Below are 22,807 nucleotides of genomic sequence, written 5' to 3'. Positions count from 1 at the left end.
GCAAAAGGGCTCCGCCGTTTGGCAGGAGCCCTTTTTCGTTAGATCACAGCATCTAATGCACGCTTCAACTTGGTCACCAACTCATCTATCTGCTCGTCTTCGATGATGAACGGTGGTGCCAAAAGAATGTGATCACCGTTTTTGCCATCCCGCGTTCCGGACATCGGATAACAGATCAGTCCCTCATCCAAAGCGGCTTTTTTGATGCGACCAGCCACGCCTTTTGCCGGGTCAAACGGCGTTTTGCTATCCCGATCCGCGACAAGTTCGATCCCCCGGAACAAGCCCCGCCCCCGAATGTCGCCGACATTGGGATGTTGCCCAAAGGCGGCTTCAAGCGCGGACTGTAATTTCTGCCCCATCGCGCCTGCACGAGCTGGCAGGTTCTTTTCGGTCAGCTCCGTAACGACCGCCAACGCCGCTGCGGTGGCAACCGGGTGGCCGATATAGGTATGCCCATGCTGAAAAAATCCCGACCCATCGCGAATGGCGTCATAGATTGCATCCGTACAAAGCATCGCGCCGATCGGCTGGTAACCAGCCCCCAACCCTTTGGCGATACACAAAATATCCGGCGAGACGCCGTCATGGTCACAGGCGAACAAATGCCCCGTGCGTCCCATGCCGCACATGACCTCGTCCAAAATCAGCAAGACCCCGTACTGGTCACAGATTTCACGGATACGATTGAAATACCCCCCGACCGCCGGAACCGCCCCTAGAGTCGCCCCAACAACCGGTTCTGCCATGAATGCCATGACCGTGTCGGGGCCCAAGCGCAAAATCTCGGTCTCCAACTCGTTTGCAACGCGCTGGCCATAGTCAAAGCTGCTCTCGTCATCCGGTTTTTCAGCGTATTCATAGCAAGCGGCGATATGGGTCATTTCAATCAGCATCGGTGCAAACTGCGCCCGCCGCCACGCATTGCCCCCGGCAGACAGCGCGCCCAGAGTATTGCCGTGATAGCTTTGACGCCGTGCAATCACATGCCGCCGCTCGGGCTGTCCGATTTCAAGATAATATTGCCGCGCCAGTTTGATGGCCGCCTCAGTCGCCTCGGACCCGCCCGAGACGAAATAAACCCGATCGAGATCTCCGGGCGCATGTTCGATCAACAGACCGGCCAGCGCCTCGGCCGGTTCTGAGGTCATGAACCCGGTATGCGCAAATGCGATCTTTTCAACTTGCTCCTGAACGGCTTGGATGACGGCCGGGTTCGAATGCCCCAGGCACGAGACCGCCGCATCGCCGCAATCCAGAAACCGACGACCCTGATCGTCGATCAGGTAACACCCATCCCCTCCAGCTGCGACAGGCAGGTTCGATTTGGCATGGCGTGGAAAAACGTGACTCATTCTGGCTTCCTTTTCATCCGGGCCACCAAGGCCGCGACCGACGCGGCATTATCTGCCCATTGCTGTCCATCTGGGCCGGTCAGGCTGTTTTCAAACCCGACCCGGACATCTGCGCCTTGCTGCGCCGCCCGGTGCAGACAGACATGTTCCTGCGACCCAAAAGCACAGACCATCCAGGGCGAGGCCTCTGCCGGAAATCGATCCAGATCCTCTGGCGCCGATTCCTGCCCCTCGGCATAGCGCCCCAGAACCAATAAGCGATCCACCTGAGACGGTGCGACAACCCCATCTTTGCGCCACTGCGCCAACAATTCGGCGTCGGTCGCATCATACAGGATATGCTGCACACGCGTGCCCTGATCCTCGCACAGCGCATACACGCGCGCGGCAAGTTCGGGTCGCCGCGCAATCTCACGCACAGAAATCGACGCCCAACTCGGCTGCACAGTCTTAAGGCAGGTAAATTGAGCGTCAACGTCGAACACACCAGCGGCTTCGGTCGTGATCTGCACGTCCATCGTCGGAACCACGCGACGCAATTCAGCGATCGTTTCAAGATAGCGCCCGGCGTCCAGCGAATGCTGCCCCTGATCATCGCGCACGTGCAGATGTATGCCCTGCGCCCCTGCTGCATGACAAGCATCTGCAGTGGCTACAATTTGCGTGGTTGTCACCGGTAATTCCGGGTGATCTTTGCGCCCGCGCCTTGCGCCATTCGGGGCAACCAGAACGTACGCGGGCCGCGTCTTGATACCTTGAGTGTCATTCAAATCGGTCATGTGAAGTTCTTTCTAGATCTGAAACCGATCTACTCGCTCGCAGAGCGTTTTCAACTTGTTATTTTCAGAACATTTGTTTTTTTACCCACATGACACAACGCCTAAATCAATTGACCGATCGCCTGCGCCGCGGGATCGACGCGATGCCGTCCCAATTGCAGGCAGCAGCGAAGTACATCATCGATCACCCGGGCGATTTCGGCCTCGACCCCATTCGCGTAACGGCTGGAAAAATTGGCGTCAGTTCAAATGTTCTGGTTCGCCTCGCGCAGCGCATGGGGTTCGACGGGTATGACGCCTTTCGCCTTCCCTTTCGTGACGCGCTGGTTACTGACGGTGAGGACCGGCTTAATCAGGACTGGCTGAACAGTATGCGGCAGGAAGATACCCTTGGTGTTGCGCAGGCGAACCACGCAAGGAATGAACTGAACGTGGTGACCCGATCGCTTCGCATGCTCGAGCCGGGCAAGGTCAAACAGGCAACCCAACTCATTATGGGGTCAAAAAGCTGTTTCATCACCGCCTCGCGCGCAAGCTACGCGCTCGCCTACTATTTTCACTATGCCGGGCGCATGGCGCATCCCGGCCTTCAACTCATTCCGCGGCATGTGGGAACAGCTGCGGACGATCTGCTGGATGCAGACGATGCGGATTGCCTGTTCGCAATAACTGTTCACCCCTATTCTGCCGACACCATTCAAGCCATACGCTTTGGGCAGGAACAGGGCCTTGCGATCGTCCTGCTTTCCGACAGCGACGTGATCGCACCGGGCCTTTCGCCCGACGTGATCCTGCCGATCAGCACGCGGTCGCTGCACCATTTCTCCAGTTTTTCCGGTGCGATGGCGGTGCTGGAATGTCTGCTGGGACACATCACGACATCTGGCGGCCCAACCGCGCGCCAACGGGCCGAACGCCATCTGAAGGCGCGCGAAGACAGCGGAGCCTATTGGCAACCGTCAAGACCACCTAAGATCAGGAAAACCCCCGGCTAAGTGCCAGAGGTCTGCAAAAGACATCACATACAGGCCTGAACAGCCCGTTTGGTCATGACGCTGACCAGATGTGCGCGATAGTCCTTGCTACCATGCAGATCCGCGATCATGTTCATCGGGTTTACGTGCAAATCCATCAGGGCATCAGGGCCAAAAGCGTTGCTCAGCGCTTGCTCAGCCTCGGTCCAGCGGAATACGCCGTCCTCGCTTGCACCGGTGACCGCTACACGAACACCACCCGCGAACCGCGCCAGAAACACACCGACAAGCGCAAAACGCGAGGCCGGTTGCAGGAATTTCTGATAACTTGCCGTCTGCGGCACTGGAAACCGGACAGTGGTGATAATCTCACCCTCATCGAGTGCGGTGCTGAACATTCCCTCAAAAAAGTCATCCGCCGCGATCTCGCGGCTATTGGTCCGAATAACCGCCCCTGACCCCAGCGCGGCTGCCGGATAACAGGCCGCCGGATCGTTGTTGGCAATCGACCCGCCAATGGTGCCCCGGTTGCGCACCGCAGGATCACCGATCTGACCGGCCAGCGCCGCCAGCGCCGGATAGCTGGCAGCAGCCTCAGACGCGACCGACGCATGGGTCGTCGCACCGCCGATCGAAACCGAACCGTCATCCTCGATACATACGCCCTGCATCTCGGGAATCCCACCAAGGGACACCAGCGAAGACGGTGCCGCCAATCGCTGCTTCAATGTCGGGATCAGGGTCTGCCCGCCCCCCAACGCCTGCGCATCCTCGCCGCCTAACGCCGCAACCGCGTCAGCTATGGTCGAGGGTTTCTCAAACTCGAAATTGTACATTTCGCTCTTCCTTTCCGAAAGGCACCGATCCGCCCTTCATCTTTTTGGAAATACTCCGGGGAGCGCGAGGGGCTGGCCCCTCGCACGCCAACGCCTCAACCATTCATCGCCGCCCAGACGCGCGACGGGCTCACCGGCATGTCGATGTGATCCACCGCCTTGCCGCCCGAGTTCAGCGCGTCCAGAACCGCATTGACCACCGCAGGTGGCGATCCAATCGCACCAGCCTCGCCACAGCCCTTCACGCCTAGCGGATTGTGTGTACAGGGGGTCTGGCTGGAATGGTCCACGGCATAGAACGGCACATCGTCCGCACGCGGCATCGCATAATCCATATAGGACGCGCTCAGCAGCTGGCCGTTTTCGTCATAGGCGCAGTTCTCCAGCAGAGCCTGACCGATACCCTGACCGATACCGCCATGCACCTGACCATCCACGATCATCGGATTGATGATGTTGCCAAAGTCATCCGCCGCCGTGAACTTCTCGATGCTGACCTGACCGGTTTCCGGATCAACCTCTACCTCGCAGGCATAGGCCCCTGCCGGGAAGGTGAAGTTGGCCGGGTCATAGAACGCGGTTTCCTCCAGCCCTGGCTCGACCTCCAGCGGATAGTTATGCGGCACATAGGCCGTCAGGGTCACGTCGCCCCAGGCCACCGACTTGTCGGTGCCGGCAACGCTGAACTGACCGTCCTTCAACTCGATATCCGCCTCGGACGCTTCCAGCAGGTGGGCTGCAATCCGCTTGGCCTTTTCGATCACCTTTTCGGTCGCCTTGACCATAGCCGAGCCACAGACCGCCAGCGAGCGCGAGCCATAGGTGCCCATGCCAAACGGAATTTTCGAGGTGTCGCCATGCACGATCTCAACCATTGATTCATCGATGCCGATCATGTCGGCCACAACCTGCGGAAAGGCGGTCTCATGCCCCTGCCCGTGGCTATGTGCACCAACCATGACACTGATCGAACCGGTCGCGTTCACCCGCACCGTCGCTGCATCATAGAGCCCCGCGCGCGCGCCCAGCATTCCGACGATGTTCGAGGGCGCAATGCCACAAGCTTCGATATAGCAATTTATGCCGAGACCGCGCAGTTTCCCATTCGCCTCGCTTTGCGCACGACGCGCGGCAAAGCCAGCCATATCTGCAGCGGCTTCAAGCTTGTCCATTGTCCCATTGTAGTTGCCGGTGTCATAGGTCAGAGCCACTGGCGTGTCGTATGGGAACTGTGTGATAAAGTTCTGACGACGCAACGCGATCGGATCGACCCCAAGCTCGCGCGCGGCCTTGTCGACCACGCGTTCCAGTTGGAACGTCGCCTCGGGACGACCTGCGCCACGATAGGCATCAACTGGCACCGTGTTGGTGAACATCGCCTTCACATTCACCTGAATGACCGGCGTCTTGTAGTTGCCCGCCATCAGCGTGCCATGCAGCCAGGTTGGTACCGAACTGGAGAAAGTCGACAGATACGCACCCAGATTGGCGTAAGTATTCGTCCGCAGACCGATGAAGTTATTGTCCGCATCCAGCGCCAATTCGATCTTGCTGACATGATCGCGGCCATGGGCATCCGACATGAATGCCTCGGACCGGCTTGAGGTCCATTTGACCGGACGGCCACACGCCTTGGCGGCGAAGGTGCAGAACGCCTCTTCCGCATAGTGGAAAATCTTTGTGCCAAATCCACCGCCCACATCCGGCGCGACGACGCGGACCTTGTGCTCGGGCAGGCCCAACACAAAGGCACACATCAGCAACCGGATCACATGCGGGTTCTGCGACGTGGTGTATAGCGTATATTCCTCGGTTGCGCGGGCGTATTCGGCCACCGCCACCCGCGGCTCCATCGGGTTTGCGACCAGACGGTTGTTCACCAGATCCAGCGTCGTGACATGCGCCGCATTGGCAAACACCTCATTGACCTTGGCATCGTCGGCCTCACCCAACTGCCAGTCATAGCAGATGTTATTCTTCAGATCGTCGTGGACCAGCGTCGCGCCATCCTGCGCCGCAGCCTTCATATCGATCACAGCGGTCAGTTCTTCGATGTCGACCTCGATTGCCTCAGCCGCGTCGCGGGCCTGTTCCAGACTGTCGGCCACGACGGCGGCAATCGGATCGCCCACATGGCGCACCTTACCCTGAGCCAGTATCGGATGCGGCGGCTCTTGCATGGGTGCGCCGTGCTTGTCGGTCACCTCCCAGCCGCAGGGCATGCCGCCCACGCCTTCGAAATCCTTGCCGGTGAAAACTTTGACCACGCCGGGCATGGCCTCGGCGGCCGCTGTATCCACGGAATTGATCCGTCCATGCGCAATATCTGATCGCAGAAAATGTACATAGGCCTGGCCATGTACGTTGATGTCGTCGGTGTAATTGCCCGCTCCGGTCAGAAAGCGCACGTCCTCGCGCCGCTTGGAACTGGCTCCGATGCCACTGTCTTTGGGCATTGCTTGTTCTCCTCCCATAAACGGATGCTGATGCACCCTTTTTCATCCCACGGGCGTCTCTCCTCTTACGCCCGCAGTGGCATCATTCGGCAGCGATGCTGCTGGTGTCCTGGCCCGATGCGGCCATGATCGCCTTGACGATGTTGTGGTAGCCGGTGCAGCGGCACAGGTTGCCTTCCAGATATTTGCGGATCTCGGCTTCGGTCGGGCGCGGATTGTCTTTCAGCAATGCCGCAGCACTCATCACCATGCCCGGGGTACAGAACCCGCATTGCAGCCCGTGGTGATCCTGAAATGCCTGCTGGATTACGTTCAGTGAGCCATCAGCATTCGCCTGCCCCTCGATCGTGCCCACATCCGCGCCATCGGCCTCAAGGGCCAGCATGTTGCAGGATTTGACCGCCTGCCCATTCACATGGACAACGCACGCCCCACATTGCGCTGTATCGCATCCCACATGCGTTCCCGTCAGCGACAGGTGATCCCGCAGAAAGCTGGTCAGCAATGTCCGGCCCTCGACATCACCGCTCACGGATTTCCCGTTCACGGTCATTGAGACCTGTGTCATAAGCTCCTCCCGATTTTTGTGTTTCTCCCTTGGGGTCGAGTTAAACACGGTAATTATTCTTTGAGAACAAATTTTTTGTCCGGGATTTCCGCAGCTTCCCGGTCAAACACTCAGAACATGTACTGATTGGCACAAAGGGCAAAAGTGCCGTTGCGTCATATGCGTTTTCTGGCGCGCGGCTGCGGTCTGGACGGAATTTCCTTGAGCAGCCCACCGACACCCATCGCTGAAATGTCATCGCCCGAGGTTTCGATCCCGCACACGACTCGGGACAAAACCCAATCCGCCCCATTCAGCGCCGGCGACCGAGCGCAACCGGGCAGACCGATCACGGAACGGTTCTGCAACGATCCCAGAAACAGCAGGTTTCCGGGGTCGACCGGCATCCCAAATCGGTCGACCTTGCCGCCAGCGATGCGTACTGCCTCGGGCGCGACATCGTGCGGGTCCGAGGTCGCCGATCCGGTCAATATCATCGCCACCTCGCCCTGGAGAGAAGTCAGCGCCCGCGCAAGAACTTCGGAGCGATGCGCAACGACCTTTACATCCGTCAGGTGCATCCCCAGCGCCTCAATTCGACCCCTGATCGCAGCGATACCCTTTTCATTGGGCGGACCACCGGGAATATCCGTGACAACCAGACCCGCAGACTTGACCACGGGCGTTGCAAGCCGGATCGCGGCGCGTGCCAGCTCTGCCGCCCGTGATACGTCGGCGCCGGGCACCGCGTACGAGATCACCTTGATCGTTGCCACCATACCGCCTGCGCTCATCTGCTGATGTTGCGGAACTGTAGCGACGGTGATCATCGGGTTGACGCGGTTGAACTCTTCCAAAGCAGCGACATCCAGCACGACCACGCCGGGCCCCTCTGCCAGCAGGTTCACACGTCCGGTAAAGGCTTCGGTCACGCGCAGGTTGGCCGCAGAGGGATCCGGCACCAATGCGGAAGCCAGACGTTGGGCGGCCTCATCTTCGTGACAATCGCCGGTCTCCAGCCGCGCGACGGTGATCTCGGTCAGGCCAGCCTGCCCCATCAACGCGATGTGCTCACCCGTCAGCGATAAACCTTTGCGCAACTTACGATCGCCCAGCTTGACCGAATGCGCCAGTATCGCGCCCTCGGCTTGCGCGATCGGGACCGCGCCGAATTTCACGCCTTGCCCCGCAACACGGCGGTCATCTGCGCCAGAATCGCGACCGCGATCTCGGATGGATCCGCTGCGCCGATATCCAAACCAATCGGGCCGTGTATCCGGGCGATTTCCGCGTCGGTGAATCCGGCCTCTGCCATACGTTCGATCCGTTTGGCGTGGGTGCGGGTAGACCCCAGCGCGCCGAGGTAGAACACGTTGGCATTCAGGGCGGCCTGCAATGCGGGGTCGTCCAGTTTAGGGTCATGCGTCAGCAGAACCAGCGCTGTACGCGAATCCAATCCCAGTTGTGCCACGGCTTCGTCAGGCCAGTCAGTGAGAATCTTTTCCCCCGGAAAGCGCGCGGCTGAAGCAAAGGTTTCGCGCGGGTCCACAATGACCGGATCATAGCCTGCAATGCGCGCCATCGGCACCAGCGCCTGAGCGATGTGAACTGCGCCGACGACGATCAGCCGCAACGGAGGGTTATGGACCGCCACGAAAGTTTGACCATCGTCCTCAAAGCCCGACCGGTCCATCCGCAGGCGGTCGGCATAGGCATTGCGGCGCAGGGCACGGTGGCCGGTTTCGACATTGACCTCGTAGGCAATTGGCTGACGTTCAGCCCTGGCAGCGACCAGTTCGGCCAGCATCGCCTCGGGCAGCACCTTGCCCACCGGCTCGACCAGCACCCGAATGGTACCGCCACAGGCCAGACCCACAGCAAAGGCGTCTTCGTCGCTGACACCAAATTCCAGCAGACGTGCCTCACCTTCTTCGATCGCTTCCAGTGCCTCGACGATCACTGCCCCTTCGACGCACCCGCCCGACACCGAACCTTCGATCTGCGCATCCGCCCCAATCACAAGTTGCGAGCCCACACGCCGAGGGGCGCTGCCCCAGGTCTGCACAACGGTGGCAAGGGCTGCCCCTTTGCCGTTGCGATACCAATCTAGCGCGGTTTCCGGGCTGCTGTCGAATCTGTTCATCGAGACCTCTGACGGTGTTGCAATCAAACATAGGGAGCTTTGTGGCAATGAAAAGCGGCCCTTTCGTATCGGGGATGCGCGAATAGCAAAATGGCAGCGGTAATGCGGGTTTTCAGCCCATTTCACATTCAAACAGATAAAGCATTGATTATGTTTGATCCGGGTTCTAGCCTGCACGGGCAGACGCGGCTGCATCTGCATGACCCCCTGATATTTTCAAACGGAGACAAAGAGTTGAAACGCATTTTCCCAATCGCTGCCGCACTCGGCCTGGCCGCTGCTTCGGCTGTTTCGGCGGACACATTTCTGCGCTATGGCGAGGTCGAGGGCTGGAAGGTCTTTATCGACGAAGACAAGAAATCCTGCCTGATCGAAGCTGTCGATGACGCCGAGAACGTTGTCCAGATGGGCCTGACCGAGGATCGCGGCGTCGGCTATGTTGGTGTATTCACCAAAGCCAAAACTGATATCAAGCGCGGCGAGAAAGAGGCAGTTGCCATTCTGCTGGGCGAAAACATCTATGTCGGCGAAGCCACTGGCATGAAAGGCAACATTACCAAGGGCTATTCGGGCGGCTATGTGCTGTCGGATGATCCTCAGTTTGCCGATGATCTCGCTAAGAAAGAAGTCATGATCGTGTTCCCCGAGAAGGATTTCGCCTTCACCGTCGATCTGACCGGCACCTACAAGGCCATGGAAATGGCCCGCAAGTGCAACGAAGAGCAACTTTCCTGAGGCTCAATCGGAGAGCGCGGTCATCAACCGCGCTTTCTGCCCCTGGTCGTCGGGCTGAGAAATGACGGCGGCCAGATCTTCAAGCGATTCAATCGAGTGCCCGGCGCGGAAACTGTCGACATGCGGCAGCATCGTTTTGATCCCCAGCGCCCGGGGCGCAAAGCCATCCCAGCGTAATAACGGGTTCAGCCAGATCAATCGGCGGCAGGACAAGTGCAGGCGTTCGACCTCCTTCTCAAGCTGTTCGGGCGCGCCCCGCTCCAACCCATCGGTGATCAGCAGGACAACCGCCCCCTGCCCCATGACGCGGCGCGACCAATCGCGGTTGAACTGATGCAGGCAATCGCCGATCCGTGTTCCACCTTCCCAATCCTGCGCCTCGGCCCCTGCTGCTGACAGTGCTGCGTCAACGTCGCGTTGGTGCAGATGGCGGGTGATATTGGTCAGGCGAGTGCCGAAGGTGAACGCGTGAACCTTGGCCCAGCCCGCACCTTTGGCGTTCGAAACCGTGTGCAGGAAATGCAGGATGATGCGGCTGTATTGGCTCATCGATCCCGAGATATCGCAGAGCGCCACCAGATTGGGCCAGCGCGGTTTCGGCTGACGCAGGGCGATGTGATGCAGCTCGCCGCCCTGACGCATGGCGTTGCGTAGGGTACGTGCTCGGTCGATACGGTGGCCCAGATGGCTGACTTGCCCACGACGTGAAGGGATGGCCTGAACCGGGAGAGTCAGCTGCGCGAGCATACGTTTGGCCTGCGCGACCTCATCGGTGCTCATTTGTTCGAAGTCGAGACTGCGCAGGCGCTCCTCGGACGACGCGGTCTGGGTCGCGTCGATATCGATCTCGGTTTCACCCTCCTGTTCAGCGACATCGGGCTGGTCCCGTTCGACACCGTCAAGCAGCGCCTCGGCGGCGCGTTTCTCGGCGGCATCTGCTTGCCGCTCGTCCTGCACGCCGCGAATGGCAGGCAACATCATCGCCATCATGTGTTCCAGATAGCGTGGATCTCGCCAGTACAGGCGAAAGACCTGCGCAAATACCGTTCGGTGCTCAGGGCGGCTGACGAAACAGGCATGCAGAGTCCAGTAGAAATCGCGCTTTTCGGTAAAGCCTGCGGCCTGAACCGCCCGAATCGCGTCCACGACTCGCCCGGTGCCAATCGGCAAACCGGCCTTGCGTAACGCCCGGGCGAAATGAGTAATGTTCTGTGCCAGTTTGGGAGTGTCGGGAATGTCCAGCGGGAGTTGCTCGGCCATCAACCTTCATGGGGGCGCTGCCCCCATACCCCCGAGGTATTTTTGAACAGAAGAAGCATCACGCGGGTTCGAGCGTGGCCTTGGCTTCGTCCAGAATGCGCTTGGCCTCGGCCCCCTGAAGTTTCTGGATGTCGTCCTGATATTTCAGGACCGCACCAAGAGTATCGCCGATCACTTCGGGGCTCAGGTTGAGCACGTCCAGCGCCAGCAGGCATTTGGCCCAGTCGATCGTTTCCGCGACACCCGGTTTTTTGAACAGATCCTCGGTGCGCAGGCGCTGAACAAAGGCTACGACCTCACGGCTGAGCGCCTCGGCTGCTTCGGGCGCACGGGCGCGCAGGATATCGATCTCGCGGTCAAAATCCGGGTAGTCGACCCAGTGATACAGGCAGCGGCGTTTGAGGGCATCATGCACCTCGCGCGTGCGGTTTGACGTCACGATGACAATTGGCGGCTGGGGCGCTGAGATGGTACCAAGTTCCGGGATCGTAACCTGAAAGTCGCTGAGCGCTTCGAGCAGAAACGCCTCGAACGGTTCGTCGGTGCGGTCAAGCTCATCAATCAGCAAAACCGGCGCGCCGTCTTCATCGGGGCGCATCGCTTGCAAAAGCGGGCGTTCGATCAGGTAGTCATCCGAGAACAGCTCGGTCTGCAAGGCCCCGCGGTCGGCGTTGCCCGAAGCTTCGGCTGTGCGAATGGCAACCATCTGCGCCGGAAAGTTCCACTCGTACACCGCCGAGGAGGCATCCAGCCCCTCGTAACACTGCAACCGGATCAGGCGGCGATTCAGCCCGGCGGCCAGTGCCTTGGCGATCTCGGTTTTGCCAACACCTGCTTCGCCCTCCAGGAACAAGGGTCGGCCCAGGGTTAGCGACAGGAAGACAACTGTCGCCAGTGCGCGGCCACAAACATAGCCCTGTTCTGTAAGCATTTGCTGCACCGCGTCGATGGAATCTGGCTGTGACATGGGTCTCTCGTCTCTGTTCCGGTTAACAGGTCATGCAACCGCATGGTCGTCAAGCCCTCACCCCCGGTCAGAGCTACGGCGATCCGGCAGGTTGACAAGTTTTTTCTTTCGGAAGGACAGCCCCGGTTGGTCTTTGGCAATGGCTGTGCTAGCGGGGGCCATGACCGATACCCTGACGATCCGCCGCCCCGACGACTGGCACCTGCACCTGCGTGATGGCGCAATGTTGCAGGCCGTCTTGCCCGAAACCGCGCGCCATTTTGGCCGCGCGATCATCATGCCGAACCTGGTGCCGCCCGTCGTGCGGGGCGATCAGGCTGCCGCCTATCGCGACCGCATTCTGGCCGCTCTGCCCGAGGGTATGACGTTCGAGCCATTGATGACCTTGTACCTGACCGAGGATACCGACGCCGAAGACGTCGCCGCCGCCCATGCGAGCGGTCTGGTCAAAGCGGTCAAGCTGTACCCGGCCGGGGCGACGACCAATTCAGCCTCGGGTGTACGCAATTTCGACAATGTGCGACCGGTGCTGGAAAAGATGGCCGAGATCGGCCTGCCGATGTGCGTTCATGGCGAAGTCACGGATGCCGAGATCGATATCTTTGACCGTGAGGCCGTGTTCATCGATCGTGTTTTGGATCCGATCCGCCGGACGACACCCGGTCTGCGCGTTGTGATGGAACATATCACAACCTCAAACGGCGTTGACTATGTAAAGGCGAACGAGACCGATCTGGGCGCAACCATCACGGCGCATCACCTGATCATTAACCGCAACCACATCCTCGTCGGGGGCATCAAACCACATTACTATTGCCTGCCAGTCGCCAAGCGCGAAGAGCATCGCCTGGCCCTTGTTGCAGCAGCAACATCGGGCGACAGCCGGTTCTTTCTTGGCACCGATAGCGCCCCGCATACCGACGACAACAAGGAAATGGCCTGCGGTTGCGCGGGATGCTTTACGGCGACCAACACAATGTCTCTGGTTGCCGAGATGTTCGACCGCGCTGACACGCTGGACACTCTGGAAGCGTTTGTATCGCTGAACGGCCCGGCCTTCTATCGGTTGCCGGTGAACGACGGGACGATCACGCTGACCAAGGGCGAACCGGTGAACTACCCGACCAAAATCGAATCCGGCGACGGTCCTGTCACCGTATTCGATCCCGGTTTCCCGCTGCACTGGCGCGTAGCTTAGGCGCTCATCCGGGCGGCCAGATCCGCTGCGCGCCCGCCGGTGCGCAGCATCGACCAAATGGCGTCCGACGTATCGCCCCCAATCAGCTTTGATGCCTTTTCGCGCACGCGGTCTTCGCGTACGGAAAGCGAAAGCGGTGTCATCAGATCGTGATCGGCCTCGCGCCGTGCGCCATCGCGGCGCAAAAGAGACAGATGTGCCTGCGTCTCGGACAAGGTGTCATCCGCCTGAACCGTGATCCTGTCGCGCAGGGATTGCAGGCGTAGGTCTGCGCAGACCTCATCCGAGAAACTATCGGGCAACGCGGTGTCATATCCCAGCGCCTGCATCGCAATCACGGTACGGTACGAGAACTTAGCCCCCAGCCCGGTGGTTGGCGCCAATTGGTTGCACACGCTCATCCATCGTGGATGCGTTTTGATCCTGATCTCGGCCACTTCGGGTTCGGCGATATCCAGATCGCGCGCCGCCTCGAGCGCGGCGTGCAGCCCGTGGCAGCAGGCGTGAAACTTATGGCTGACCTGCTCGAATACCCAGCCCTCTCCCAGCCCATCCAGCGCAGCATCTGTGTCGTTTGCCCCGTCGTGTGTTGCGCCGAACCCAAACGGGCCCTCGATGGCGTTTGCATTGGGTGCAAAGCCTTCGCGGATCAGCAGCGCCGCCTCAACCCCGTTCGAGGCCGCCAGACCCGCGTTATATGGTTTTCCCATTGTGCCGAACTGCGCTTTCTGACCCGCAGCGCATGTGGCCGTCAGGCCCAGAACCTTGCGCATCTGATCGCTGTCAAAGCCCATAACTCGGCCCGCCGCAACCGCGGCACCAAATGCGCCCGCCGTGGCGGTCTGATGGAAGCCCAACTGGTAATGGCCGCGCCCCAGCCAGAGCCCCATTCGAATGGACAGTTCCATGCCGATCAACGCCGCTTCAAGCACGTCGACGATGGGTTTGTCTTCATAGGCAGCGATACCAAGTACCGCTGGAAACACGGCGACCGACGGGTGGCCGATATGGGCAAAATGCGTATCGTCATAGTCCAGCGCATGCGATACGGTTCCGTTCACCAAAGCCGCCGCCCGCAGCGGTGCGGCACCGCCACCGAACAGTTGTGCCTGCTCGGCCCCGCCTTCGGACAGGACCAGATCACGGATTATGCGCGATACGGGCTCATCCACGCCCGCACGCCCAACGGCGAGCCAGTCCAGGGCGGACAGAGAGGTCACGATACGGACCTGCGCCGTTGTTGAAACGGGGCCTGCGGCGAATGCAGCCAATGCTGAGGTAAGATCGGTCATGGGGCGCAGTCTAGCGCGCGCGGAGCGGGGGTAAACCCTCAGCCGTAAAGTGCGGCTGCCCGCTGTTCGAAGGCACGGACAATCCGATGCATCGCTTCGTTGAAAACAACGCCGATGATGCCTTGCAGCACCGCGTTCTTGAACTCGAAATCAACGTGAAAGGACACGTTGCAACCGCCATCGGGCGCGTCCTCGAACTGCCAGTCCGAACGCATGTATTTGAACGGGCCGTCCAGATATTCGGTGTCGATCTTCTTTTGCCCATCAAACAGCGTTACGCGGCTGCCGAAGCGTTCGCGGAAGACCTTGAAGGAAATCACCAGATCCGCCTCGAGCACCTTGCCCTCACCGGCCTGATAGGTGCGTCGGATCCGTGCTGCCGCGCACCAGGGCAGAAACTCGGGGTATTTCGCCACATCACCAACCAGATCGTACATTTGCTGGGCGGTATAGGGCAGATGTCTGGTTTCGGAATGAGTTGGCATGACTTCGGGCATTTTGAGGTGACAATGGCGCGTCATGTCGTATGTTGCGCGCCAAAGATCAAGGGGGCAGTGATGAGCGACCGCGCATATGTGATAGATGAGATGATCTCGGCCAAGGCCATCGCGGCCCGGATCGAAGAGCTGTGCAGGGAAATCACCGCCGAATTCGGAGAGACGGACAAACTGGTTGTCGTCGGTCTGTTACGCGGCAGCTTCGTGTTCATCGCCGATCTGGTGCGCGAGCTGGACCTGCCGATTGAGGTCGATTTTCTTGAGGCATCATCCTATGGTAACGCGATGGAAAGCAGCCGAGAAGTTCGCATTCTCAAAGACTTACGGGGCGCAATTGAAGGGCGCGATGTGTTGGTTGTCGAAGATATCGTCGATACCGGGCATACGCTGAACCACGTGACCAAATTGCTGTGCAGTCGCAAACCCAAACGTCTGAAATCCATCGCTTTGCTGGATAAACCCAGTCGGCGCGAAGTCGACTTCCGCTCGGATTGGATCGGGTTTGAAATCCCTGATGAATTTGTCGTTGGCTACGGCATCGACTACGCGCAGCGCAATCGCAACCTGCCGTTCATTGGCAAAGTTCGATTTATCGAGGACTAAGCGGCCCAAGCACCTGCGCAATCGCAGACAGGAAAATCCCGGTACCCACAGGGATCAAGGCATCGGGGAAGTCATAGTCCGGGTTGTGCAATTGCGGGTGATCTACACCGGCCCCCAGCCAAAACATCGCCGTTTCGGCACTTTTTGCGAACTGGCCAAAATCCTCGGAGAACCGTTGGGGCTTAGAAGACAGTCGCAATGAGACGTTTTGCGCCAAACACGCGTTCTTCAGCATTTCAACCGCTACAGAACTGTTGGCACAGGCGTCAAAGGTGTCATCATATTCTATGGTTACGCCAAGACCTTCAATTTGCGCCTCCTGCATGACAAGCGCCTCGGCCGAACGGACAAGGTCGGCCATGCGCGTGTCCGTGACCGTGCGCAGCGTCACCCACAACGTCGCCTGACCAGGAGCCACCCCAAAGGTCGCCGCGCCCAGACTGGCATGGGTCACGGTTGTCAGCGCGTAGGCTTCATCCAGCGCGCCACCCTGCCCCAGATCGGCCATCGCGGGAATCAGCCTGGCCAAAGCCTGCGCCGGTGAAACACCATCCTGCGGCGCGGCTGCGTGAGAGGTCTTGCCGGTCAATTCAACGCGCATCCCGCGCGAGGCGCAATTGGCGGGGCCTTCGCACAGCTCAACCGCCCCAAGCTCCAGCCCCGGCAAATTGTGCAGTGAAAACACATAATCCGGTGCAATCGAAAGGAACTGCGGATCGTCACGATAGGCTATGGCGCCTTTGCCGATTTCTTCGGCAGGCTGAAAGATCAATGCGACCGATCCAGCTGCTGGTCGAGCCGTTGCCAAGGTGCGGGCAACGCCAAGAACCATGACCATATGCCCGTCATGTCCACAAAGGTGCCCTTTGCCAGGACGCTTTGAAGCATAAGGCAGGTCCGAGACCTCCTGAATCGGCAGCCCGTCCAACTCGCAGCGGATCGCCACCATCGGCCCCGGCTGGTCACCGTCAAAGATCGCAGCCACTCCATGCCCGCCGATACCGGTCAGGATACGATCCGGCGCGCAGTCGCGCAGCAAATCGCGTATGGTCGCAGCGGTGGCCTGCTCGGCCCCGGACAGCTCAGGGTGTTGGTGCAGTTCCTGTCGGCGCGCCGTAAGCCACGCCAGATCCTGCGGTGTCACCTTTGGTTCAGCTTTGCCTGACGCGCGTCCCGCAGGCGGGCAAAGTCATCGCCCGCGTGATAGGACGACCGCGTCAGCGGGGTCGCCGAGACCATCAAAAAGCCCTTGCCGAACGCCGCCTTTTCATAGGCCGCGAACTCTTCGGGCGTGACAAACCGGTCGACACCGTGGTGCTTGGGCGTGGGTTGCAGGTACTGGCCAATGGTCAGGAAATCGATATCCGCGGCACGCATGTCGTCCATCACCTGCCGGACCTGCTGCTCATCCTCACCCAGACCGACCATGATGCCGGATTTGGTGAACATCGACGGGTCCATCTCTTTCACGCGCTGCAAAAGGCGCAGCGAATGGAAATACCGCGCGCCCGGACGGACCTGCGGATAGAGCCCCGGCACCGTCTCGAGGTTGTGGTTGAAAACGTCCGGCCTTGCCTCGACCACTGTTTCCAAAACCGAAGGATCACATTTCAGAAAATCAGGCGTCAGGATTTCGATGGTTGTTTTGGGCGAACGGTGTCGTACCGCTCGGATCGTCTGCGCAAAATGCTCGGCACCGCCGTCCTCAAGATCATCGCGGTCGACCGAGGTGATAACGACGTGATTCAGGCCCAGCTTTTCAACCGCATGCGCCACACGCCCGGGCTCGAACACATCCAGCGTATCCGGACGGCCGGTGGCAATGTTGCAGAAGGTGCATCCACGAGTGCAGATTTCGCCCATGATCATCATGGTGGCGTGGCCCTGGCTCCAGCACTCGCCAACATTGGGACACCCGGCTTCTTCGCAGACGGTGACCAGATTGTTCTCACGCATGATCTTATGCGTTTCGGCATAGCCTTTGCCGCCAGGCGCCTTCACCCGTATCCATTTGGGCTTTTTGGGTTGGGCATTATCTGGGCGATGAGCCTTTTCAGGATGACGTTGCTCGGGAATTTTCAGATCACGCACGGGCGGCTTTCCTGACTTTGGGTCAATTTATTCGTGCCTAACACAGTTTCTTCGATGTCTCCATAGCAGCAGCGCATAGCCGCCATGTGCAGGTTCTTTGCGAACGCAGAAAACCGTATGCAAAATTTTACTTTTTTGCAATTTTCTTAACGCACTGCATGGCTTTCAGAGTATTTGCGTGCGCAGAATTTCCGTTGTTGAAGGTGATTTAGAATCGTTTTAACTAGCGCCCGGAATACATGTGAATCACAGGAGTTTATTCATGAAAGCCGGCACGACGCTTCCACAAGTTACTTTTCACACTCGCGTCCGCGACGAAGCAATTGAAGGTCCGAACCCTTTCCGTTGGGAAGACAAGACCACTGCCGACTATTTCGCAGGCAAACGCGTGATTCTGTTCTCGCTGCCCGGCGCATTTACCCCCACATGTTCGACTTATCAGCTGCCCGGATTCGAAAATGGCCATGCCGATTTCGCAGCCAAAGGTATCGACGCGATCTATTGCATGTCGGTCAATGACAGCTTTGTCATGAACAAATGGGCGCAGGATCAGGGCCTGCAAAATGTCCAGGTGATCCCGGACGGCTCGGGTGAGTTTACGCGCAAGATGGGCATGCTGGTCGACAAGGACAATCTGGGTTTTGGCATGCGCTCGTGGCGCTATGCGGCCATCGTCAATGATGGTGTTGTCGAAGCATGGTTCGAAGAGCCTGGTCTGATGGACAACTGCCCCGAGGATCCCTATGGCGTATCGTCGCCTGAAAACCTGATGAAGCATCTGGACGAGGCGCGCGAGCCTGCGCTGGCCTGAGCCCCTAACGCTCCTGTTCCGGCCCGCCACTGGCGGGCCGTTTCATACCCGCGCCGTGCTTACGATCCCTTCTCCAACTTCGCGGATCACCTGCGCCAGCCCGGCGAACCAGCCTTCATCCGTTGTCGAGGCGCGGCGCGCCAAACCGATGGTGCGCGAGGGCTGAGGCGCGCCAAAGCGCAACAGCCGCAAACCCGGCACCGCCTCGGTCTCAGATCTCGCGGCCAGTTCGGGCATCAGGGTCAGGCCGAAGCCTTCGGCCACCAGACGTGACAATGTTGCCAAAGATGAAGCGCCCATATTGATCTGACCGCTGGTCCGGTCCTTGCCACAGACCTCAAGCGCCTGATCCGTCAGGCAATGGCCGTCTTCAAGCAGCATCAACTGTGCGGTCTTCAGGTCGACCGGGCGCAGCGCATCCGGGTTCAATCCCATCCGCGCCACACGGTCCGGACTTCCAGCCAGCAGAAACCTGTCTTCGAACAGTGGCTCTTCGTACAGATCATTGCTTCCGGATGGCAGAGCCAGAACCGCCGCGTCGATCTCACCCGTGCGCAGCAGAGACAAAAGCCGCTCGGTTGGGGCCTCGCGAATCTGAACCCTTAGCGAGACATCTCCGGCGCGAAGCCCTGCCAGAACTCCGGGCAGCAAATACGGCGCAACTGTGGGGATGATGCCGATCGACAATGATCTGTGACCACCCGAATGGTCGCGCGCAAACCGGTCGAGCCCACTGGCCGCATTCAGAACCTGCCTTGCGCGCTCCAGAACATCCCGACCCAATGGCGTCAGCAGAATGTCGCGGGCTTGCCGCTCGAACAGCGGCCCGCCCATAACATCCTCCAAAGCTTTGATCTGAACCGACAAGGCCGGTTGCGAGACATGGCAGACCTGCGCGGCGCGACCAAAATTCCGTTGATCAGCAACCGCCTGAAAATATTGCAACTGTCTGAGGGTAAAATTCATAACCACTGATTATCACTTGCCACCAAAACCGCAATGAAAACCAATGGCAGAACGTAAATCCACTAGCCGATCATCCGGTCCCGCTCGGCCTGATCCTCATAGTGCCTCTTCAGCCGCTGCAGCGCGATCCGTAGAACGATCTTTCCTGACCGCGCTGACCAGCCCATGCGCTTCTCCGCAAGCTCCAACCCTTCTAGATAGCAACAACAGCGCAGGGCCACATCACTTAGCCCGGGGCCAAGTTCGGACAACGCGCACGCCACGCGTCCGCGCGCATCAGACGACCCCTGACCAGAAAATGCATCCGGTTCCCTGCCACTCCGACCACCGCCGGTCAAAAACCGCTCCCAATTCTGCGCGACTTGAGGTCCGATTTGCGCGAGTTCAAAATCTTCGCGCAATCGCTCGCCTGCCGCGACAAGGGACTCATCCAGAAACGGATTGCCCTGACGGTCCCGCCGCCGGGACAAGGCGATCAGGGGGCTTTCAGCGGCGCTGTAGCGCACCCGCCGCTGCCGTTGATCGCCCGAGGTATCCGCAGCGCAAGGCTGAAACGCCGCGGGCGCTTCGGCCATGCCGAATTCACTACGCGACCGCGCCTGGTTTTCGGATTTGGCCACAAGAACGCTCAGCGCCGCTCGTCCCGATGTCGAAATGCGATAGCGCGATACTCGGCCCGGGTTGTCGCAGCTAATCCAGTCATTCAACGCCATAGCCTGCGCGATCGAGCAATCCACGACGGCGGTTCGTGCTGTGCCATTGTCACCGCTGTCACGCACGACAACGGCCTTGTCCATATCCTCGGCAACTGCCAGAACCGCCCCCGTCTCGCACAGGCGGCGAAGGATGCGGAGAACCTCGCGGTCGAATTCGACCTCGCCCGGAGTTTGCGCCTCCTCCGCTTGCCGATTGCTTTGCACAGGCATGGCCGATCTCCCAGCGGACGGGAAATGCGTCTGCGCCAGCGATTGCAAGGCCGCATCGACAAGGGGATCATCCCGGCGCATTTCGATCCGGCGGATCTGTCTGAGGATGGTCGAGGCATGGCATCCTACCGACCTTGCGATATCGCGTATGGATCTGCCGGACTCGGTGTGATCCAGATATCGCTGCGCCCCTTCCGGGACCCATGCAGGAACAGTGAAAGCCATGCTGTTTTCCATCATTATTCGCCCTTGTCGACCAAACAAACCGTCTCTGTTCGTCGTCGGATTTTTAGTTAACCAATTCTAACTAGAATCGGTTTTGTTACTTGTTCGTTAATCACAGACGACAAGGACCAGATTTGATTCAAAAAGATAAACAGTCGTGAAGCCAACGTTCGGCGCGAAGTGACGCGAAGCAACACCCGTTAAAGTTGTGTCACACCTTTCCCAACGACATCGAATGGAAAGGAACACAACGTGCAGGACTTGATGACAATGATCGCGACCCTCCGCCGCCCACGCCTGTTGACCCGGGCTGCAAAGATCGGGGCGCAGGATTACGACCGCGACCGGCACCTGCAACGTGTTCTGGGCTATGGATCTTTGCCCGCTTCAGGCGCTGCACTGATCCGCTTGATGGAGCTTGAGCGGGATCTCAACGCGCAGCGCCAAGAGGATGACGCCGCGTATTCGCTGGTGCGCCATCTGGATCTGATGATCGCCCTGATTGGCGAGGCGCAGCTGTACTATGCCAGCCGCGCCGCGCGCCTTCAGTGATCAGGTAAACGCATCCGGCATGGACGCTTTCTTCTCGGCAACATAAGCGTCCAGTGCTGCCTTGGTATCCGGGTCGATCTGCGGCTGTTTGTAGTTCGCAAGCAGATGTTCGACCCGCGAGGTCGCCAGCGTGCGGGTGTCGCGACCGCCCTCTTCTTCCCAGGTTTCGAACGGCTTGTAGTCCAACAGCTCGGACTTCCAGAACGCCTCCTTGAAGTTCGCCTGCGTGTGGTCGCATCCAAGATAGTGACCGCCCGGCCCGACCTCGCGAATGGCATCCAACGCCAGCGCGTTTTCGTCGTATGCAACGCCTTTTGCCAGCCCATGAAGCACACCGAGCTGATCGGCATCCATTACGAACTTTTCGAAATCGGCCACAAGGCCACCTTCGAGCCAGCCGCAGGAGTGCAGCATGAAGTTCACGCCCGCCATCAGACCCATGTTCAGCGAGTTCGCAGTCTCATAGGCCGCTTGCGCGTCGGGCAGTTTCGAACCGCAGAACGATCCCGCCGAGCGGTATGGCAGCCCCAGACGACGTGCCAACTGGCCCGCGCCATAGGTGATCAACGCGGCCTCGGGCGTGCCGAATGTGGGCGCGCCCGAGTTCATGTCGATCGACGAGACAAACGCACCAAAGATTGCCGGGGCGCCGGGGCGCACAAGCTGACTGTAGGCAACGCCCGCCAGAACTTCGGCCAGAACCTGCGTCAACGTACCCGCAACGGACACCGGTGCCATCGCACCACCGACGATGAAGGGTGAGATGATGCACGCCTGATTATTGCGCGCATAGACTTCCAGCGAGCCCATCATCACATCGTCGAATGTCATCGGCGAGTTGATGTTGGTCAGCGAGGTCATCACCGTGTTTTCCTGGACGAACTCTTTGCCGAACAGGATCTCGCACATCTCGACCGAATCCTGCGCGCGGCTGGGCTCGGTCACCGATCCCATGAAGGGTTTGTCGGACAGGGTCATATGCGCCATCAGCATATCCAGATGGCGCTTGTTAACCGGAACGTCGGTCGGCTCGCACACGGTGCCGCCCGAGTGGTGCAACCATTTGGACATATAAGCCAATTTCACGAACTTGTTGAAATCGTCCATCGTCGCGTAGCGGCGTCCACCCTGCGCATCCCGCACGAAGGGCGGGCCATAGACCGGGGCCAGAACCATGTTACGGCCACCAACCACCACCGACTTCTCGGGGTTGCGCGCGTGCTGCGTAAATTGGGATGGAGCGGTTTTGATCAATTGCCGTGCCAGACCGCGCGGAATGCGCACCCGTTCGCCGTCAATATCTGCACCCGCTTCGCGCCAACGTTCAAGCGCGCCGGAATTGTCGACGAAATTGACGCCAACTTCGGCCAGCACGGTTTCCGCGTTGGCTTCGATCAATTCCAGGGCCTCTTCGTTCAGGACCTCGAAATTTGGAATGTTGCGCTCGATATATTTCGCGGTTTCGATGACGACGGCGGTGCGCTCGGCCCTACGGGCGGCCCCGCCCCCACCGCGACTCCGGCGACGTGCTGATGCTTCAGCCATGTGTGTTCCCCGTGTTCAGGTATTCCAGATTGACTACTGTTTACCCTGT

Annotated in this window: 22 protein-coding genes; 6 read left to right on the top strand and 16 right to left on the bottom strand. The window is 59.4% G+C overall.

Translation table 11 applies throughout. The features are described 5' to 3' along the window. Nucleotides 1-38: 38 nt before the first annotated feature. Together ACR0JA_RS02180 and ACR0JA_RS02175 are read right to left on the bottom strand one after the other, a co-directional pair. Nucleotides 39-1,355, bottom strand: coding sequence for an aspartate aminotransferase family protein (locus ACR0JA_RS02180; protein ID WP_480569347.1), 1,317 nt, complete (start codon nt 1,353-1,355; stop codon nt 39-41). After that, nucleotides 1,352-2,134: a beta-keto acid cleavage family enzyme gene (locus ACR0JA_RS02175; RefSeq protein WP_480569344.1), complete on the bottom strand. Its 783-nt coding sequence runs from the start codon at nt 2,132-2,134 to the stop codon at nt 1,352-1,354. Before ACR0JA_RS02175 ends, ACR0JA_RS02180 begins: the two co-directional genes overlap by 4 nt. An 89-nt stretch (nt 2,135-2,223) precedes the next feature. Here ACR0JA_RS02175 and ACR0JA_RS02170 point away from each other — a divergent pair, with 89 nt between their 5' ends. After that, nucleotides 2,224-3,129 carry a MurR/RpiR family transcriptional regulator gene (locus ACR0JA_RS02170; RefSeq protein WP_480569341.1) on the top strand — a complete coding sequence of 302 codons (906 nt, stop codon included), beginning with the start codon at nt 2,224-2,226 and terminating at the stop codon, nt 3,127-3,129. A gap of 23 nt (nt 3,130-3,152) precedes the next feature. Here ACR0JA_RS02170 and ACR0JA_RS02165 read toward each other — a convergent pair whose 3' ends face one another. The 5 genes from ACR0JA_RS02165 to ACR0JA_RS02145 all read right to left on the bottom strand — a co-directional run bounded on the left by ACR0JA_RS02165 (nt 3,153) and on the right by ACR0JA_RS02145 (nt 9,090). Beyond that, nucleotides 3,153-3,944, bottom strand: coding sequence for an FAD binding domain-containing protein (locus tag ACR0JA_RS02165; RefSeq protein WP_480569338.1), 792 nt, complete (start codon nt 3,942-3,944; stop codon nt 3,153-3,155). Between the two features lie 95 nt (nt 3,945-4,039). Next, nucleotides 4,040-6,400, bottom strand: coding sequence for a xanthine dehydrogenase family protein molybdopterin-binding subunit (locus tag ACR0JA_RS02160; protein WP_480569335.1), 2,361 nt, complete (start codon nt 6,398-6,400; stop codon nt 4,040-4,042). A gap of 82 nt (nt 6,401-6,482) precedes the next feature. Beyond that, on the bottom strand, nt 6,483-6,968 hold the full coding sequence (locus ACR0JA_RS02155) for a (2Fe-2S)-binding protein (RefSeq protein WP_480569332.1): 486 nt from the start codon (nt 6,966-6,968) through the stop codon (nt 6,483-6,485). Between the two features lie 155 nt (nt 6,969-7,123). Further along, nucleotides 7,124-8,125, bottom strand: a complete 1,002-nt coding sequence (locus ACR0JA_RS02150; protein ID WP_480569330.1) for a molybdopterin-binding protein — start codon at nt 8,123-8,125, stop codon at nt 7,124-7,126. Beyond that, entirely contained in the window at nt 8,122-9,090 is a 969-nt protein-coding gene (locus tag ACR0JA_RS02145; RefSeq protein WP_480569327.1) for an XdhC family protein, read from the bottom strand. Before ACR0JA_RS02145 ends, ACR0JA_RS02150 begins: the two co-directional genes overlap by 4 nt. Nucleotides 9,091-9,324: 234 nt before the next feature. Here ACR0JA_RS02145 and ACR0JA_RS02140 point away from each other — a divergent pair, with 234 nt between their 5' ends. Next, nucleotides 9,325-9,825, top strand: a complete 501-nt coding sequence (locus ACR0JA_RS02140; protein ID WP_480569324.1) for a hypothetical protein — start codon at nt 9,325-9,327, stop codon at nt 9,823-9,825. Between the two features lie 3 nt (nt 9,826-9,828). On the opposite strand, the gene ACR0JA_RS02135 is transcribed toward ACR0JA_RS02140, so the two are convergent. Together ACR0JA_RS02135 and ACR0JA_RS02130 are read right to left on the bottom strand one after the other, a co-directional pair. Next, nucleotides 9,829-11,085, bottom strand: a complete 1,257-nt coding sequence (locus tag ACR0JA_RS02135) for a vWA domain-containing protein (protein WP_480569321.1) — start codon at nt 11,083-11,085, stop codon at nt 9,829-9,831. Between the two features lie 58 nt (nt 11,086-11,143). Then, complete coding sequence (locus ACR0JA_RS02130) at nt 11,144-12,052, bottom strand: AAA family ATPase (RefSeq protein WP_480569318.1); 909 nt, start codon at nt 12,050-12,052, stop codon at nt 11,144-11,146. 160 nt (nt 12,053-12,212) lie between these two features. Between ACR0JA_RS02130 and pyrC the strand changes: the two genes are divergently transcribed. After that, on the top strand, nt 12,213-13,250 hold the full coding sequence (pyrC, locus tag ACR0JA_RS02125; RefSeq protein WP_480569315.1) for a dihydroorotase: 1,038 nt from the start codon (nt 12,213-12,215) through the stop codon (nt 13,248-13,250). Here the strand turns inward: pyrC and ACR0JA_RS02120 are convergent. Both ACR0JA_RS02120 and ACR0JA_RS02115 read right to left on the bottom strand, forming a co-directional pair. Further along, nucleotides 13,247-14,542, bottom strand: a complete 1,296-nt coding sequence (locus ACR0JA_RS02120) for an MmgE/PrpD family protein (protein WP_480569313.1) — start codon at nt 14,540-14,542, stop codon at nt 13,247-13,249. The genes pyrC and ACR0JA_RS02120 overlap by 4 nt on opposite strands. A 38-nt stretch (nt 14,543-14,580) precedes the next feature. Continuing rightward, a complete protein-coding gene (locus ACR0JA_RS02115; RefSeq protein ID WP_480571108.1) occupies nt 14,581-15,027 on the bottom strand; it encodes a type II toxin-antitoxin system RatA family toxin in 447 nt (148 codons plus the stop codon). A gap of 72 nt (nt 15,028-15,099) precedes the next feature. Between ACR0JA_RS02115 and hpt the strand changes: the two genes are divergently transcribed. Further along, a complete protein-coding gene (hpt, locus tag ACR0JA_RS02110) occupies nt 15,100-15,642 on the top strand; it encodes a hypoxanthine phosphoribosyltransferase (protein WP_480569310.1) in 543 nt (180 codons plus the stop codon). On the opposite strand, the gene ACR0JA_RS02105 is transcribed toward hpt, so the two are convergent. Next, nucleotides 15,629-16,786 (bottom strand): amidohydrolase, encoded by a 1,158-nt coding sequence (locus tag ACR0JA_RS02105; protein WP_480569307.1) that lies wholly within the window; start codon nt 16,784-16,786, stop codon nt 15,629-15,631. The genes hpt and ACR0JA_RS02105 overlap by 14 nt on opposite strands. Next, a complete protein-coding gene (lipA, locus tag ACR0JA_RS02100; protein ID WP_480569305.1) occupies nt 16,783-17,733 on the bottom strand; it encodes a lipoyl synthase in 951 nt (316 codons plus the stop codon). The genes ACR0JA_RS02105 and lipA overlap by 4 nt, the downstream gene beginning before the upstream one ends. A gap of 262 nt (nt 17,734-17,995) precedes the next feature. Here lipA and ACR0JA_RS02095 point away from each other — a divergent pair, with 262 nt between their 5' ends. Beyond that, nucleotides 17,996-18,544: a redoxin family protein gene (locus tag ACR0JA_RS02095; RefSeq protein WP_480569302.1), complete on the top strand. Its 549-nt coding sequence runs from the start codon at nt 17,996-17,998 to the stop codon at nt 18,542-18,544. 42 nt (nt 18,545-18,586) lie between these two features. On the opposite strand, the gene ACR0JA_RS02090 is transcribed toward ACR0JA_RS02095, so the two are convergent. Then, nucleotides 18,587-19,510 carry a LysR substrate-binding domain-containing protein gene (locus ACR0JA_RS02090; protein ID WP_480569299.1) on the bottom strand — a complete coding sequence of 308 codons (924 nt, stop codon included), beginning with the start codon at nt 19,508-19,510 and terminating at the stop codon, nt 18,587-18,589. Nucleotides 19,511-19,572: 62 nt separating this feature from the next. Continuing rightward, nucleotides 19,573-20,673: a DUF6456 domain-containing protein gene (locus ACR0JA_RS02085; RefSeq protein ID WP_480569297.1), complete on the bottom strand. Its 1,101-nt coding sequence runs from the start codon at nt 20,671-20,673 to the stop codon at nt 19,573-19,575. A 252-nt stretch (nt 20,674-20,925) separates the two neighbouring features. Between ACR0JA_RS02085 and ACR0JA_RS02080 the strand changes: the two genes are divergently transcribed. Further along, the gene (locus tag ACR0JA_RS02080) at nt 20,926-21,213 is read left to right on the top strand and encodes a DUF6477 family protein (RefSeq protein ID WP_480569294.1); all 288 of its coding nucleotides are present in this window, start codon (nt 20,926-20,928) and stop codon (nt 21,211-21,213) included. On the opposite strand, the gene ACR0JA_RS02075 is transcribed toward ACR0JA_RS02080, so the two are convergent. Beyond that, nucleotides 21,214-22,758 (bottom strand): trimethylamine methyltransferase family protein, encoded by a 1,545-nt coding sequence (locus ACR0JA_RS02075; RefSeq protein ID WP_480569291.1) that lies wholly within the window; start codon nt 22,756-22,758, stop codon nt 21,214-21,216. Between the last annotated feature and the right edge of the window lie 49 nt (nt 22,759-22,807).

Source organism: Ruegeria sp. AM4, from assembly GCF_056540665.1.
The sequence above is the reverse complement of the archived record's forward strand: the minus strand, read 5'-3'. Positions and strand labels throughout refer to the sequence as shown.